Genomic DNA, 16,493 nt, shown 5'->3' with positions numbered 1-16,493 from the left:
CAGCTCCTTTTTTAAATAACTATTCCCTTACTTTGCCACCTGTTTGACTTGTATCTAATAAAGACATAAAGAAATCCTAGAACCCAGCCGATAGCAGATCCGAACCAAACACTTCTTATTTGTAAAAGTGGATTTAGGCTGTAGGCAAAGATAACCCTGGCTCCAATTGAAACCAGCGACCCATAAAGGGAGTGCATGTTGTCTCCTGCTCCTCTTAATAAGCCTGAAATATTATTTAAAAGGCCTAGGAAAATATAAAATGGAACTAGGTCCCTAAGCATTAGGGCTCCAACTGCAATTGATTCTCCTGTTTGTGTCTTTAAAAATATTGCCACCAAATCTTCTGCAAAAATCCAGGCTATTGGCAGGGTGATAATTGAAATTACAAGTAATATTTTTGCTGCTGCCCTTAGGCCTTCTTTAACTCTCTCAAATTCTTTGGCTCCAATGTTTTGGCCAGAATAATTTGATAGGGCAACTCCTACGTTCATATATGGAAGAACTATAAAGGAGTCTATTCTAATTCCTGATGAATAGCCTGCTGCTGATGCAACTCCATAGCCGTTAATTAGCCTTTGGACTAAAATATTTCCTATGGCAATTACTGACATTTGGAAGGCTGATGGCAGGCCAAATCTTAAGATTATTTTAAACTTGTGAGAATCAAACTTGTAGTCTGATTTTTTTAGGTGTAAAAGTGGCAGTCTCTTTCTAATATAAACCATACAAAACAGAGATGATACCCCTTGGGATATTATTGTTGCCAAGGCTGCTCCCATTGTCCCCATAGAAAGATTAATTATAAAGACCAGGTCTAAAATTACATTTAGAAAAGCTGCTATGGCTAAAAATAAAAGGGGACTTTTTGTATCTCCTACTGCCCTTAGTATTGCTGAATACAAGTTAAACATCAAAGTAAAAATTGTTCCAGCCAAATAAATTTTTAAATAAATAGACGCATGGTCAAAGGCCTCAACTGGTGTGTCAATGACCTTTAAAATTTTATCTGTAGCTAGTATTCCTATAATGCTCACTACAATAGTTATCACTGCCAAACTTACAATTGTCGTTCCAATTGACTTGGCCATATTATCATAGTCCTTGGCACCAAAATACTGGCTGACTACAATTGATAGGCCGACAGAAATTCCCATTACTACAGAAGATAGGAAAAAAATTATTGGCATCGATATACCAACTCCTGCAAGGCCAGCTTCGCCAACGTAGTTTCCTACAATAAGTGCATCTACTGTGTTATATAATAATTGTAATATTGCTGATAGTATTTGGGGAATGGCTAGAGCCACAAGGAGCTTTAATGGATCTCCCTTGGTTAAATCTTTTTGCATATAAGTCCTTTCTAATTTATCATCACTATCTTATTATAAGGCAAAATTTTTCTAAATAACATAATGAATTATTTTTTCACAAAAAAATAGAGCAACTATGCCCTATTCATAAAGTCCCCTTGGTCCAAATTTAATTTCTGAATCTACTAAATATGTGGCCTTGGTTTCTTTTAACTTGTCCATGCTTAAATATAAAATTTTACATACCTCGCCTCTGGTAATTTCTTTTTTCGGATAGAAATTTCCATCTTGGTAGCCTTCTATAATTTTTAAATCAACTAAAGCACCAACATAGCCTAAGGTATCTTCTTTAATTTCGCCTTTGTCTAAAAAATCCTTGGCCTTGTCTGGAAGTTCGTCTAGTTTATAAACTTGGCCTAAAATTTTTACTACCTCCTGCCTGGTTATTGGCCTATTTGGGTGGAGGTTACCTGTTGTTGGTATAATGTAGCCAGCTTTGATTCCCCTTGCTACCTCATCATAATACCAATCACTTTTCTTTACGTCAGAAAAAGAGACAGCATAGCTTTTGTTGTAGCCTACTAGAGAATTTATTATTTTATAAAATTCTGCCCTAGTAATATTGTCATCTGGCTTAAAGCTTCCGTCTTTATATCCTGTTAACAGTTTTTTCTCTGCAAGAAAATCCACATACTCAGCTGACCAATGTTTATCTGTATCTGTAAAAGCATAGGTCTTAATAGGCTTTATAGTTATTAATGCAAGTAACAATAGAAAAATCAAAGGCAATTTTTTTCTTTGCATAATATCACCCTTGTTAGTCTTTGCTAACTTAATTATAACCCATATAAAAAAAGAATTTTTACTATAATATTACATTTTTAAAAATACTTAGGGAAAATAAAAACCCAAAAGCCTAAAGAGGTTTTTGAGTTTTAATCTTAGTTTTCTTATTTAATTTTTCTTTGGAAAAAGTCGCTCAATGCCTTAAGTCTTTCTATTCTTTGCTTAGGTCTGCCCTCTCTTGAAAGGTTGTGGTTTTCTCCTCTAATCATTAGCATTTCAGCATCGACTCCAAAGTACTTTAAGGCTGTGAAAAATTGGTAGCCTTGGTCTACGTCGCAGCGGAAGTCGTCTTCTGAATGGATAATAAGTGTAGGAGTCTCAACTTGGTCGGCGTATTTTAATGGCGAGTTGTCCCAAAGTTTTTCCATGTCTTCCCATGGGGTCACTCCAACTTGGTCTTTGACAAAGTAGTAGCCAATGTCTGTTGTATTAAATTTCGATGTCCAGTTGGAAATACACCTTTGAGTTACTGCTGCCTTGAAAATATTTGTGTGACCTACAATCCAGTTGGTCATATAGCCGCCATAGGATCCTCCAGTTACTCCTAATCTTTCTTCATCTATAAAGTCGTATTTTTCTATCATTTCATTGGTAAAGTACATAAGGTCATCGTAGTCAATTGAGCCGTATTTGCCTCTAATATCTGAAAAATCAAAACCTCTGCCATCTGATCCCCTTGGATTTGTATAAATTACAACATAACCAAGGTTAGCTAGGTATTGCATTTCTGAAAAGAATATTGACCCAAAGGCAGTTTTTGGTCCGCCGTGAATTTCTAAAATAGTCTTGTACTTTTTGTCTTCTTCAAAGTCAATTGGCTTCATTATATATGATTGAAGGAGGACGCCATTGTGGTCTACTTCTACATATTCTGGACTTGAAATTTTGTACTTTTCTAAAATATGGTCGTTAAAGGAAGTTAGTTTTTCTTCTACGCCATCCTTGTAGGAATATAGTTCTTGTAATCTATTTTCTCTAAAGGCAACAGTATAAAATTCTCCATTCTTTCCAATGTCAAAGCCGTCAGTTGATCCTGGAATATCCATTTCTAGGCGGTAGTCTCCGTCCTTGTCTATGGAATAAATTTTTGCATCTACTCCTTGGACTGAAGTAAAGTAAAACCTGTCCTTGTAGATCTTTTTATTTGTTGATCCATAAAGTCTGGCGTCTGAATTTATGTCAGAGCAAATTGAAATGTCTAGGCCTTCTGGATTTATATTTTTAAGGCTGCCGTCTTTTAGGATATAGAAGTTTATGGACCCGTTTATGCCTTGGTCACTTAGGTCTCCTCCTACTAAAAATATTTCTCCACCTAGTTCATTTACATAAAATGTAGAAATGTTTTCGTCACAGAAGAGATGGTTAAATGATAAGTCTTTTCTATCATAATAGCCGACTTTGTTATAAAGTTTCATTACTGGACTTAGGTCTTCATAAGTTACATAGATCCTAGAGTCAGTAAGTTCAAAGCTGGAAATTTCTATATTGTCAGCAGAAAGTTTTTCTGTTTTTCCTGTTGATATTTTATAGATGTAAAGACCGCTTACATCTCCATCTGTAAAGCCTGATCCATTAAACCAAAATGGAATTTGGCTTAGTCTTTCGTAGCCCTTTTCTTCTTCTAGGGTCTTTGCAAAGGCAGAAATTTTTTTATCTCTTTCTTCCCCTTCTAGGTCTTGGATGTCAAAGAGAGATAGTTTTTTTGCATTATAGGTCCCTGTGAAAATATAAGTGTCTGCATCTAATTTTTCTATCTTACCAATATCAAGGGGCAGGCTAAAAAGTTTTTTTGCCTCTCCGCCATCTAGGCTTAGGCTATAAAGATTGCTAGCCTTTAGGCCCTTGTCATTTAAGTCTTTTTCTTCTTTGGTCCTTGTGGCCTTAAAAACTAGGTCGTCATCTAGTAGATAAAATGAACTAACCTTGTTGTCAAAGGTCATTTGTTTTAAGGTCTTATCTTCTAAGTTATAGGTAAATATATTTGAGTCGTAGGAATTTTCGTCTTCGTTGGCTTGAGATACAACAAAGGCTAGGGTCTTTCTAGCTTCAATATATTTTAAGTTTGAAAGATACTTGTATTCTAAAAATGTTTTTAAATTTATTCCAGTCATTTTTCTCTCCTTATTTTTCTAGTTGGTTTGGATATCCCTTTATTTCTCCTAGGTCAAAAACTATTTTATAGCCTAGGTCTCTTAAGGCTCTGGCTCCGTCTCTTGCTTGCCTTTGACTTTTCCCATAGACGAAAACCATTTGGTCTTTTCTGTCTAGGTCTTCTAAAGATTCTCCTGCTTCTACTTCATTTAGGCTAATATTTATTGCCCCTGGCACATGGCCTTCTTTATATTCTTCTGAAGATCTTAGGTCTACTAAATAATATTTATCTGCATAGACTCCCATTATTGAAGAAGCCTTTACAAAGGACATATATAAATATTCGAACCTGCCTAGGTCTTCTGAAATTGATTTAATCTTAAAGGACGGCGGAGTTATTGTTGGCAGCTCTTCATCAACTAAAATCGAATAATTTTGCCCAAAGATTAGGCCGTCTTGGTCAGTTTTGTTAGAGGCGATAATTAAATCACCTGGCACAAAGTTTTCAGATTTTTTGCTGACGACAAAGCCTCCATCTCCAATATAATAGCCTTCAATTCTTCCTGACTCTGTTGCATTTATACAGGCTACTAGGAAGATCATTATAAAAAGTCCTAGGACCATAATTTTTCCAAATTTGTTTTTCATAGTTCACCTTTTCTTTCCTAACTATAATACAGCAAAAAGGTTCTTTTGTTAAGACAAATTCAAAAAGATAGGAAAATGAACTGAACCCGTAAACACAGAACAAATTTAATGTTATTTTACGTTGAATATAACTTATAGCTTATAAGGGACATTCCTTTTAATTTTGTTCTAATGCTATCATTATTGTACCATTCAATATATCTTTCTATTTCTTTTATCAATTATTTGTAGCTTTTAAACTCTAAGCCCTAGAGTATTTTCTGTTATAGTGTTCCAATGAAATTTTCTATAGGAGACTTATCTAAACAATTTCCTTTTCCAGATATACTTTATGTTATTTTATTTGCTTCTAGTTTAGTAGACCAAGATGTGTGTTGATTGTAGAAGCCTTGCTCTGAGTGTATTATTAATTTATCTTTATCTGCATCAGTTGTTTTTTAAACGCCTTATCAAGCATTGAGTTAGTAAGTTCTATGTTGGATGATAGATTGTTTTTTAGCTTATTATTTCGCCATTGTATACGTCTAATATCGGTTATAGGTATATCTCCTTTTCTTTTTCTTTTCCTTTTATTCTAAATTCTGTTATATCTGTTTGCCATAATCTATTTGGATTATTTGCTACAAACTTTCTATTTACTATGTTAGGAGCAACTTTTCCAACTTGGCCTTTGTATGATGAGTGTTTTCTTGTCCTTCTTTGAAATTTGCTACAGAGGATATTCTCTTCTCCCTTATCTTTAATACTTTTTATGGTTAATCTTAAATCCTCTTTCTTTTAATTTAGTCTTTTATTTCTTTATCTTTATAAATATGACTTTCTAACTTATTTTCACTCTTAGAATGATAAATTAGAAATATTAGTTATATTTAGCCAGTTATTAATTTTCGTTTCAGGATATTTTTCTATTCGATTTAAAATTACTTCTATTTTAGCCTTGTTTCTGCTTCCTGTTCCATCAACAAGACTTGTAGATTTTTTTCGTATATTATTTTCATTTTTAGAAGTTTGTTTTCTTTTCTAAGTCTTATTAATTCTTCTGTTTCAGACTCATTTATTGGTTTATTAAACTTAGATTTATTATATGATTTTCCATATCTTTATTAGACATTCCTATCTTATTTTCTAAGTCAGATAAACCACGCTCTTTATACGCTTTCTTCTTTATTTCATTTGAGACTTGATTCTAAGTGTTTCTCACTATGTTAATGTGGCAATTGAGATTTATAGGAGAAGTGAGGAGTTTATTTTAAATGCTTGTAAATACAATCTTTCTAATGGGCCTTTAGAAGGTAAAATTACCAAGATTAAGCTTATTAAGAGAACTGCTTTTGGTAATAGAAATTTCTATAACTACAAGAAAAGAACAATTTTAGTCTTTGAAAAGTCTCAATATATTGAAAATGACCCAGACATTTCTGTCTGAGTCATTTGATAGTTACTTTTCTCTTCATCAACACTATTTGACAAAGAGACAATCAAATTTCCTGGGTCATATAATTTAGAATTTGTCTTAAAATATAATAATTAATACTAACTTATATATTTGCAGTCTGTTTCATATCACACAATATTGTTTAATTAGATATTATTATTTTTTATATCATCCCATCAAATGATATTCAAGTAATTGTTTTATATCAAAGTTTTGTAATCTTAAATAAAACTTTAAACTATCTATAATATAATCTAATTTTACAGGTCCCACAAGTTCTGATCCTGTAACCATTACGCCATAAGCTTCTGCTTCTTTTTTAACAAATTCAAATGCTCTATATATTGGTGTATTGACACAATCAAACATATTCATTGAAACAACAACACCATCTCTTTCTGGAAATTTTATACCAACCGATCTTATTGTTGAAAAACCACCAGAGGGTCCTCTCAAAGCACTAGAAATTTTTTTAGCAATATTTAAATCTTCAGTATCCAAAAAAATATTATATGCAGTTAGTCCTTCATAGTCTGAAGAAACTATTGTAGCACCTAGTTTTTCACTTAATTTTCCGTCTACTGAAAGATCTGGTTTCCTACTTTCGAAGTCTGCATTTGATGAGTCTTTTAAAAGCTCTTTTAATCCTTCATATTGACCTTTTCTTATGAAAGATATCGATCTTTTTTCTTCGGACCTTGCATTTTTACCAGAAAAGTATATAGGTACTTTAAACTGATTAAATAATTCCATTCCAATTTCTTCTGCTATATTTGTTACTTCTTCTAATTCAATATTATATAATGGAAATAGTGGTATTGTATCTTGAGAGCCAATTCTAGGATGTGTCCCTTTTTGATTTCTCATATCAATATTTTCATAGGATTCTTTTGCCATTTCTATTAAAGCTTCTTTTAAAGGTTCAGGTTCACCGATTATAGTTAAAACCGTACGATTAAAATCGTATTCTGGTTCACACTTTATTAGCTTTACTCCCTCTTTATTTTTTATTGTGTTAGAAATTTTTTCGATTACATCTGGTCGCCTACCTTCGCTGAAGTTTGGTACAGCTAGAATATATTTTTTCATCTTTTACCTCCCGTCTTAATTCCAAAGTCATATACTATTTACTATTTTCAATAAGTTTTCATATTTTTTATTTTTAGATATTGATTATATGTTATTATATATATTTTTTGCTATTATGAAATCATTTCTTCTATAAAAAACAATTTTTATCTGAACTCTTAAACTAACGTTCTATAATAGCAACTGCCCTAATTGGCGAACCACTTCCATTTCTTATTCTAAGTGGTAATCCCATATATAAAAATCTTTTCCCTGCAACCATATGAAGATTCATCAAATTTTCGGTATTTGTAATTCCATATTGACCACACACCAGATGTCCTGAATAATTCAAATCATCTGGTGTAAGATCTATTGCAGGTGCATCACAACCAATATTAACAACACCTTGTTCAGCTAACCATTTTGCTGCTTCATATGAAAGGCCAGTATGTTTACTGTATAAACCACCATAATTTAATAAATCAACTTCGTCATCCTCAGAATGTATTGTAGGATGAGTCCTCTCATAATGTCCAGTATAAATAAGAAAAATGTCACCTTTTCTAATGTTAAGATTCGCTTTCTCTAAAGCCTTCTGTAAATCCCTTATTTCTATATAATCAGGATATCTTATATGTGTCAAATCTACACATATTGCATCTCCATAAAACAAACGCAAATCCATATTATCAATAGTTGGACCTGATGGCAAAAATTCCCATACAGCGTCACTGTGAGTAGGGCCATGTTCGCTTATTAATAAATTCCTCGCTGAAAACCCAAGTGTTTTTGAACCTGTATTTTTCATGTTTTGTTCATGTGTTTGATTTTTCATAATAAATGTCTTTTGGTGCATTCCAAATACTGGCATTCCTTCATATATTTCTTGAGTCAAATCTATTAATATATATCTTTCATTCCAATTCAAAATATCTCTCCTTTAAAAAATAGCTTTAATTCTGTAAAATTTATTTTAATATAATTGTCAAAGACTTTTTTAATCAAACAGCACCCTAATATTACAGATGATTCGCTTTAGTAAAAGGGTGCTGTGTAGTTCATCGATACTTATTTCTTATTATTTTTAAGTTTTAATAATACTTCTAAATATAGATAATAATTTTAAATCATAATTAAGAAAGGAAAAGTCCCGCACCTGGTCCTAATGGTAAGTTAAGTCCATACCACGCAAACAATAATAATACCCACGATAATAAGAATCCACCAGCAAGAGGAAGCATCATAGAAACAACTGTTCCTAATCCTGAATCTTCATCATATTTCTTGCATAAAATTATTATAAAAGGCATAAATGGTTCAAGTGGGGAAATACAGTTTGTTACTGAATCAGCAATTCTATATGCTACTTGTATTAATGCTGGCGAAAAGTTTACTTGCATAAACATTGGTACAAATATAGGTGCTAAAAGCGCCCATTTTGCTGATGAACTTCCTATTAGGAAATTAATTAACGATGTAAAAATAATAAATATTAATAATAATGGAATTCCAACAAGCCCTGTACTCTCTAGACGAACAGCTCCTCTAACTGAAAGTAATAAACCTAAATTACTATAGGCAAAAAACTCAACAAATTGAGCTGCAAAAAAACAAAGAACAATAAATCCAGCAAATCCTTTCATAGATTTTGTCATGTATCTTTCAATGTCTGATGAATTTTTAATACTCTTTGTTGTTATACCATATACTACAGCTATTGCAATAAACCAAACTAGCAAAATTGTTATCATACCTTTTAAAAATGGAGATGGAACAATAGTACCCTTTTCTGGATCCCTAAGTATTCCGTTAGATGGTATCAGCATAAATAATATAATTATTATATATATTATTGTCGTAATCAGAACGTTTCTTAGCCCTTTTTTCTCTTCTGGCTTAATTACACTTAAGTCTTCTCCATTTAAAGTTTCGTCAACATTATTCATTTTTACTTTTCCAAGCCTAGGTTCTACAACTTTCTCTATTATAATAGTACCTACAATTGAAAGAACAAAAGTTGAAATGAACATAAAGTACCAATTTACTGCAGGATGAACTTCAAATCCTGGCGAAACTATTTGCGCCGCTTTCTCTGTTATTCCCGAAGTTAATACATCTGTTGGTGTAATCAATAAATTTGCACTTAATCCCGCAGCAACTCCTGCAAATCCTGCAGCAACTCCTGCTAATGGATTCCTATCTAATGCTCTAAACACTAAAGCTCCTAGTGGAGGAATTACTACAAATGTTGAACTTCCAGCTATATTTCCCATAACTCCAGCAAAAACTATGATAAAAGTAACTAGTGATTTTGAAGATCCCACAATAAAACTCTTTAAGAAAGTTCTCAACAATCCTGTTTCTTCAGCAAGCCCGAGTCCAATCATCATAACAAGTACCATGCCTAAAGGTGGAAAATTTGAAAAGTTTTTTACTATGTTAGTTACAATCCATCGGATACCTTCACCTGAAAGAAGACTGTTAATGGTTTCAGTCTCACCAGTACCAGGATGTTTAAATGTATATCCTGATAGTAAAGCTGAGATAATCATGACAATTAAAGTGAGTATCATAAAAATATAAATTGGATGTGGTAATTTATTGCCAACACGCTCTATTGCATTTAAAAATCCTTTATTTTTCTTTTTTTCAGTCATTTTTATTCCTCCAGTTTTCTACTTGACTAATTTTTTAAATTCTTCATTCACTTTTTCTTGAATTTCTTTAGATTCCAAATAATCCACAGCTGTAGATGCCATAGCTTTTGCACCGATCATTAAACCGTTGAATCCCGCTTCTGAATGAGAGGCTTCTAAAAACTCATCTGAGTGACAAAGTATCCCATCTGGTCCTATTTTAATATAAGGACATAATGTTGGTACTCTGTAACTAACATTACCTACGTCCCATGCAAAACTAGCTGTATTCTCATAAGTATATTCAACTCCTAGTTCTTCCAAAGAATTTGAAAATAACTTAGCTAAGACATCATTCGGTCTAGTGTCATAGTATGTGTGTTTTTGTCTTGTTATCTCGTACTCGCATCCTGTTGTTAATGATGCAGCTTTTATACAATTCTCCACTCTTGACATTAGTTCCTCTAACTCTCTTTTGTTTGTGGCTCTAATAGTAAACCTTAGCTCTGATAAGTTAGGTATTGTATTAGGCAGCACACCACCATTGGTAATAATAGGATTAACTACTGCATTCGTAAAAAAATGTTGTCTTATTGCATTGATATTATTAATCGTCAATATAGCTGCAGTAAGTGCATTTTTACCATTAGTTACATCCCCACCTGCATGAATTGCAGTACCATAAAATTTTACTTTTAAGTTAGTAGATGCAACTAAATATCTTTTTACATATGTTGTGTTGTCACCATGACACATCATTGCTATATCAAGATTATCAAAAACTCCTTCTCTTGCCATTGGTACTTTCCCACCAGCATTTTCATTTGTTACTTCTTCACAAGGCGTTCCGATAACAACAACTTTGCCGCCACTCTTATCAACTTCTTCTTTTAAAGCCACGGCAGCTCCACAAGCAGCAACAGAAAATAGGTTGTGACCACAAGCATGTCCAATTTCAGGTAAAGCATCATACTCTGCAATCAATCCAATAGCTCTACCCTCTTTCAAAGAATCATAAGTGGCTATAAAAGATGTATCCATATTCAAAATTCCTAAGTCGATTTCAAAGCCGTTCTTTTTTAAAAATTCTGTTAATAATTTGCAAGAATTGTATTCCTTGTAACCTAGCTCTGGATTATTAAATATTTCAAGTGAAATTGATACCAATTCATTTCGCATATCTTCTATATTTTTGTATACGTTTTCGTGTTTGTTATACATATATATCTTCTCCTCTATAAATTTGATTATTAATAATTATAATTATGTTGCACTATTGGGTCTAACAACTCATACGTATCCACATCAAATAACCCTTTATTTGTCAATTTCCACTTTGGACTGGTGGATAGAGATAAAAATGACAGATGCATAAATGGAGCATGTACAGTACAACCTAAATCCCTTGTCACCGAACTTTGCAATTCATTTATTTTTTTAGTTAGTTCAATTCCAGTCAATTCATCTGTTATTAGTCCACCGACTTTTAAAGGCAAGTCATCTATTATTTCCTTATTTTGAGCTATTGCAATACCTCCTTGATTCTCAATTACTCTATTAATGGCCACTAAGGCATCTTCATAATTTGTTGACAACACCATTATATTATGAGTGTCATGACCTATAGATTCGGCTATTGCACCTTTTTTCATTTCAAATCCAGTCACAAAACATTTACCGATTTCGTTGGTCCTACCGTATCTCTCAACATTTAATAAAATTAGCACATCTTTCTCAACTGATGGATTCACAATTCCTAATTGATTATTAATTTTTACAGTTGTTTGTCCTGTTAGATTTTGATTTTGAATTAGTTCAATGCATCTTACTTCAGGGTTTTTATCTTCAGATTTAATATAAAGTTCTTCAATTGATAAAGGTTGTCTTTTTATTGATTTTTTTAAAATATCAGGATATTTATATTTTGGAATATCTATTAACAACTTATTTTCGTAAGCAACTAATTTTCCATCGATAAATACTCCATCAACTTTCATCGACTTCAGATCACTAATTATTGCTAAATCAGCATTTTTCCCAGGAGCTATTACACCAACATTTTCAAATCCAAAGTATGTCGATGGATTAATTGTGGCCATTTGGATTGCTTCTATTGGGTCAACCCCTTCTGCAATTGTCCTTTTGATTATCTCATTCATATGACCTAGTTCGTATAAATCACTTGCTACCATATCGTCTGTCGCAAGTATACATCTACGCGAGTCTAGTTTTTCCTCGGTAATAGCTTTAATACATTCAGACATGTTTCTTTGGGTTGAGCCTTCTCTCATAAATACATAAACACCTTGTCTTAATTTCTCTACACACTCTTCTTTAGTGGTTGTTTCATGACAAGAACATTCACCTCCTGTTGTTAGTATGTGTGCAGCTAATTCTCTACCAAATAAATCTGGAGCATTACCATCAACTACCATACCTTTACTTCTAGCAAATATGGTAGAAGATAGTAAATCATTGTATACTTCAGGTGTGTTATTATAGACATGTTTTGAAAGACTAACTCCCTGCAATTCCCCAATTCCTATAATATTTTTATAATCTAATAAATCTTCCATATCATTAGAGCTTATATTTGCTCCTGATGTTTCATATCCTGGGCAATCTGGTACTAAAGCCGGAACAACTAGGTGCACTTTATTAGGAACATTGTCAATCTCATCTGCCATAGCTTTCATACCAACGGATCCAAGTGCATTTCCAATTTCATGGGGATCTGCAACCAAGGTAGTCGTCCCTGATACAATTGAGAGTCTCGAAAATTCCGTAATTGTTAACATACTAGATTCAAAATGCATATGTGAGTCAATAAATCCAGGCGATATATATTTACCGTCTACGTCTATAACCTTTGTTTTAGAACCAATTAATTCCTTACAGTCTCCTATCATCAAAATGTATTTCCCTTTTATAGCAAGACTACATTCCTGAACCTCTCTAGTGATTACGTTTATTATCTTTCCATTTTCTAAAACAATATCTGCAGAATCATCACCTAAGAGAACATCTATTAATTTCCTATATTCGATACCTTTCTTAATATCAATAGTTTGCAAATAATTCACCTCATTTAATTTATGTCATCTACTATTCCCACTATTGCAGCATCAATCGGAGTTTGATTGTCAGCACAAGCGAACCTAGCAGCAGTACCACAACTTAATATAACGACCTCACCTATTCCTGATCCAACGGTATCAACACAAACTATAGCATTACCTTCTTCGTTATATTTTTGATTTATAGGCTGCACAATCATTAGCTTATATCCAACCAATTTTTCATCTTTTTTTGTAGCTACTATAGTTCCCTTTATTATCCCTAATTTCATAATACATCACCTAGTTTCTGTATATTACTTTAATAGAACTTGATTTTAAATAGTCTTTAGCTAAAGGAGTGAACTTGGTATCTGGGCTTATTACTATAGAATCTCCTTCTAATTTTTCTTTTATATCTGAATACGTAATATAAATAACCTGGTCATCCTTACTATTTTCAGAGTATTGCATATTTGTCTTTGTTACATAATCTTTAATATCTATTGCTCCGTAATTTTGGAGTTGTTGCCTTATCACTTTTATCTTTGCTAATAAATACTTATTCTTAATTTGTATTAAAGATTTATCTATTTTAGAATAATCTATGAGCAACTCTTTTTCTTTTAACAAATGTTCTACTATAACTTCCTCTAACTTATTTGTTGCCAATAAATTTGAAACATTTGATAGAACTGCAGTTGATGAATTTATGATCAAAATTGAATTGTAACTTTTTCTAAGATTTTGATTAAAATATATTGAGTTACTTCTATTACCATTAATATAATCAACCTGTTCTATGTTCCATAGTATCTTTTCAATTTGAGTATAACCTTCTGATATATCATTAAAATCAGCAACAAGTATTCTTTGCATTATTATCCTCGTTTCATTTTTTTAGCAAATTATTTATATTTTTCTAATATTTTTTTCTCTACTTCCATATGCGGTCTAGGTATTACATGAACTGAATGTAGTTCTCCAGTAGTCCTAGCTGCTTCAGCACCTGCTTCAACTGCTGCTTTGACTGCCCCAACATCTCCTCTTACCATTACAGTAACTAAACCATATCCTATTTTTTCATAACCTACTAAATTTACACTTGCTGCTTTTACCATAGCATCAGCAGCTTCAATAGCTCCTACTAACCCCTTTGTTTCTACTAATCCTAATGCTTGTCCCATAATAATCCTCCTGCAAATTAATTGTTTTTTATTATTTTGTTGTTTCAATCTCTTTTATATTTTCTTTTTGTTCTTCTGAATTTTCTAAACTAGTTGGTTTTAGATTTTCTTGAAATTTTGTTAATAGTTTATCAATCTCGTCATTTGGCCTCGGAATAACCGCGCTATAAAGTACAGTACCAAACCTGTTAACTGAGTCTCTAGCAGCGTCTACTGCTGCTTGTACTGCAGCAACCTCACCTGCAATTTGAATATTTACCCCTACTACACCTCCACTTCCTATGATGTTTTCAATCCCAAGTAAATAAACATCCGCAGTTTTACAAGCAGCATCTACTGCACCTACTGCAGCTGCTTTCCCGACCACCTCTAATACTCCCAAAGCTTGTTTCATTTTACCTCCTTATAGTTTTACTAAGGTCTTCTAAAGACAACCTTTTATTTCTTATTGATTCTGAAGAATTATATACATCACTATTGATAGAATTTATCTCTTTACACGCTTTATTTTCTGTTAAGTTTAATTTATCATAGTTTTCAAACTCATAGCTCATATCATCCTCTCCAAATATTCTTTTTAAGACGTTTATCGCTAATTCGCTGGGCATGAATTCACCTCCTAATATAATTTGTTCACTTCTGAATGTGGTCTAGGAATAACATTGGCAGATATAACCTCACCAATTAATTTGGCATCTTCACTCCCTGCTAATACAGCAGCTTTTACTGCCGCTACATCTCCCTCTACGCTTATTGCCACCACACCCGATCCAATAAAATCTACTGCCATTAAGCTAACGTTTGCTGTTTTTAACATAGTATCTGCGGCTTTTACTGCTGAAACTAGTGATCTGGTTTCTACAACTCCTAAAGCTTCATTTATCATTCAATTCCTCCATATTTCTTATCTATAATCGCACGATTAAATAGTTCTGTTTTCTTATCTGGAATAGTTGCATCTATTCCCAATTTATCAGACTTTTTATAGTACACATGAGATGGATCAAGGGTAGATCCTTTTGCATTTTCTATAATTACAAAATCCTTCCCAGCTTGACTCCTTGTTGTTATTGCCCATTCAACATCAGAACTGGAGAAAATATTAACATCTTCATCTACAATAACTACATTTTTTATGTCACTGAATGTTCCAAAAGTTCCAAGTATAGCTGTTTTTCCTTCTCCATGTTCACCATTTTCAATACTGACAACTGCATTAAATCTATATCCGCCCCCTTCAGTAATATACACATCCTTCACGTTTACAATTCTTTCAAGATTCGAGAATAGCTCAACTTCTCTAGTTAAACCATTGGTCAAGTGTTCCTCTCTGCAAGGAAAAGCGACTTGATATATCGGGTTGTTTCTATGCATTACTGCATCTATTTCTATTATAGGATGTAATGCCCTTTCGCCATAGTATCCCATAAGTTCCCCAAAAGGGCCCTCATATTCAAATTTACCAGCCGGTACTCTTCCTTCTAAAACAATTTCACTATAAGCTGGCACTAACAAGTCTTTCGTTTTACATCTTACTAGTTTTAATGGTTCTCCTCTAAGTGCTGAATCCAAAGTATATTTATCTACGTCGTATACATTAGAATTAATCTGACTAGCTAAAATAGCTTCAGCATCATATCCTAAGAATATTGCAACTTCTAGGTCTTGCCCATTATTGTTACATTTCTCTAGTATCCTATTAAACCTAGGAGAGGCTACCAACAAACTGAGACAGTTTCCTCCATTATATTGAAGCCTTCTTATTGAGGTTAAATATTTTCCTGATTCAGGCTCCTTTATAACTAAAATTCCTGCTGTAATAAATGGTCCTGAATCTTTTTCGTGAAATTTAGTGAATGGAATTATATCATCCAAATAAATTTTATTAGTTATAATATTTTCATATATTGGACCATTTTCTAATACCTGATAAGGTTTCGGGTTTATTATCGCTTTTGATATCTGCTTAATACGTTCACAATGTTCAAATTTAAGTAGAGAGAAAAATAATTCTCTATTTCCAAACAATCCACCTACCACAGCATTTCTGTGATTGACGTTTTTGAAAATTGTCGGCACTTTATTATTGTTCTCTTTTAAAATAGCTCCTAATTGAAAATCCTTATCCACTTTCTCAAAGACTGTTCTTAGATGCCCTTCTGACTCAAGGTTTTTTAATAAACACCTAAGCATTTGAGTTTCCATATAATACC

18 protein-coding genes are annotated in these 16,493 nt (G+C 32.8%); 1 reads left to right on the top strand and 17 read right to left on the bottom strand.

What is annotated here, in order from left to right; translation table 11 throughout:
- Positions 1–11: 11 nt before the first annotated feature.
- From BN2667_RS08975 to BN2667_RS09640, 5 genes are all read right to left on the bottom strand, one after another.
- Positions 12–1,349 (bottom strand): MATE family efflux transporter, encoded by a 1,338-nt coding sequence (locus tag BN2667_RS08975; protein WP_054252983.1) that lies wholly within the window; start codon positions 1,347–1,349, stop codon positions 12–14.
- A gap of 102 nt (positions 1,350–1,451) precedes the next feature.
- Positions 1,452–2,114 (bottom strand): S-layer homology domain-containing protein, encoded by a 663-nt coding sequence (locus tag BN2667_RS08970; protein WP_054252982.1) that lies wholly within the window; start codon positions 2,112–2,114, stop codon positions 1,452–1,454.
- A gap of 146 nt (positions 2,115–2,260) precedes the next feature.
- Entirely contained in the window at positions 2,261–4,267 is a 2,007-nt protein-coding gene (locus tag BN2667_RS08965) for an alpha/beta hydrolase family protein (protein ID WP_054252981.1), read from the bottom strand.
- Positions 4,268–4,277: 10 nt separating this feature from the next.
- Positions 4,278–4,895 carry a rhodanese-like domain-containing protein gene (locus BN2667_RS08960; RefSeq protein WP_054252980.1) on the bottom strand — a complete coding sequence of 206 codons (618 nt, stop codon included), beginning with the start codon at positions 4,893–4,895 and terminating at the stop codon, positions 4,278–4,280.
- Between the two features lie 116 nt (positions 4,896–5,011).
- A complete protein-coding gene (locus BN2667_RS09640) occupies positions 5,012–5,116 on the bottom strand; it encodes an IS3 family transposase (RefSeq protein ID WP_154865170.1) in 105 nt (34 codons plus the stop codon).
- 959 nt (positions 5,117–6,075) lie between these two features.
- On the opposite strand from BN2667_RS09640, the gene BN2667_RS08955 reads away from it, so the two are divergent.
- Positions 6,076–6,321, top strand: coding sequence for a transposase (locus tag BN2667_RS08955; RefSeq protein WP_054252979.1), 246 nt, complete (start codon positions 6,076–6,078; stop codon positions 6,319–6,321).
- A 177-nt stretch (positions 6,322–6,498) separates the two neighbouring features.
- Here the strand turns inward: BN2667_RS08955 and ftcD are convergent, their stop codons facing one another.
- The 12 genes from ftcD to BN2667_RS08895 form a co-directional block, all read right to left on the bottom strand.
- Positions 6,499–7,419, bottom strand: coding sequence for a glutamate formimidoyltransferase (ftcD, locus tag BN2667_RS08950; RefSeq protein WP_054252978.1), 921 nt, complete (start codon positions 7,417–7,419; stop codon positions 6,499–6,501).
- A gap of 163 nt (positions 7,420–7,582) precedes the next feature.
- On the bottom strand, positions 7,583–8,329 hold the full coding sequence (locus BN2667_RS08945; protein WP_075967917.1) for a cyclase family protein: 747 nt from the start codon (positions 8,327–8,329) through the stop codon (positions 7,583–7,585).
- A 205-nt stretch (positions 8,330–8,534) separates the two neighbouring features.
- Positions 8,535–10,058, bottom strand: coding sequence for an AbgT family transporter (locus BN2667_RS08940; protein WP_054252977.1), 1,524 nt, complete (start codon positions 10,056–10,058; stop codon positions 8,535–8,537).
- Positions 10,059–10,076: 18 nt separating this feature from the next.
- The gene (locus BN2667_RS08935) at positions 10,077–11,258 is read right to left on the bottom strand and encodes a M20 family metallopeptidase (RefSeq protein WP_054252976.1); all 1,182 of its coding nucleotides are present in this window, start codon (positions 11,256–11,258) and stop codon (positions 10,077–10,079) included.
- Positions 11,259–11,287: 29 nt separating this feature from the next.
- Positions 11,288–13,111: an adenine deaminase gene (locus tag BN2667_RS08930; protein WP_054252975.1), complete on the bottom strand. Its 1,824-nt coding sequence runs from the start codon at positions 13,109–13,111 to the stop codon at positions 11,288–11,290.
- A gap of 14 nt (positions 13,112–13,125) precedes the next feature.
- A complete protein-coding gene (locus BN2667_RS08925) occupies positions 13,126–13,386 on the bottom strand; it encodes a EutN/CcmL family microcompartment protein (RefSeq protein WP_054252974.1) in 261 nt (86 codons plus the stop codon).
- 10 nt (positions 13,387–13,396) lie between these two features.
- Positions 13,397–13,972 carry a hypothetical protein gene (locus tag BN2667_RS08920; protein ID WP_054252973.1) on the bottom strand — a complete coding sequence of 192 codons (576 nt, stop codon included), beginning with the start codon at positions 13,970–13,972 and terminating at the stop codon, positions 13,397–13,399.
- A 29-nt stretch (positions 13,973–14,001) separates the two neighbouring features.
- The gene (locus BN2667_RS08915; protein WP_242848732.1) at positions 14,002–14,283 is read right to left on the bottom strand and encodes a BMC domain-containing protein; all 282 of its coding nucleotides are present in this window, start codon (positions 14,281–14,283) and stop codon (positions 14,002–14,004) included.
- 28 nt (positions 14,284–14,311) lie between these two features.
- Complete coding sequence (locus tag BN2667_RS08910; RefSeq protein WP_054252971.1) at positions 14,312–14,674, bottom strand: BMC domain-containing protein; 363 nt, start codon at positions 14,672–14,674, stop codon at positions 14,312–14,314.
- A 1-nt stretch (position 14,675) separates the two neighbouring features.
- Positions 14,676–14,888 carry a hypothetical protein gene (locus BN2667_RS08905; protein WP_054252970.1) on the bottom strand — a complete coding sequence of 71 codons (213 nt, stop codon included), beginning with the start codon at positions 14,886–14,888 and terminating at the stop codon, positions 14,676–14,678.
- Between the two features lie 11 nt (positions 14,889–14,899).
- Positions 14,900–15,166 (bottom strand): BMC domain-containing protein, encoded by a 267-nt coding sequence (locus BN2667_RS08900; protein WP_054252969.1) that lies wholly within the window; start codon positions 15,164–15,166, stop codon positions 14,900–14,902.
- Positions 15,163–16,485, bottom strand: a complete 1,323-nt coding sequence (locus tag BN2667_RS08895; protein ID WP_054252968.1) for a UbiD family decarboxylase — start codon at positions 16,483–16,485, stop codon at positions 15,163–15,165. The genes BN2667_RS08900 and BN2667_RS08895 overlap by 4 nt, the downstream gene beginning before the upstream one ends.
- Positions 16,486–16,493: the final 8 nt, after the last annotated feature.

This window comes from Neofamilia massiliensis (assembly GCF_001299475.1).
In the GTDB taxonomy this organism is placed as follows: Bacteria; Bacillota; Clostridia; order Tissierellales; family Peptoniphilaceae; genus Neofamilia; species Neofamilia massiliensis.
This window is presented reverse-complemented; position numbering and strand designations above follow the sequence as displayed.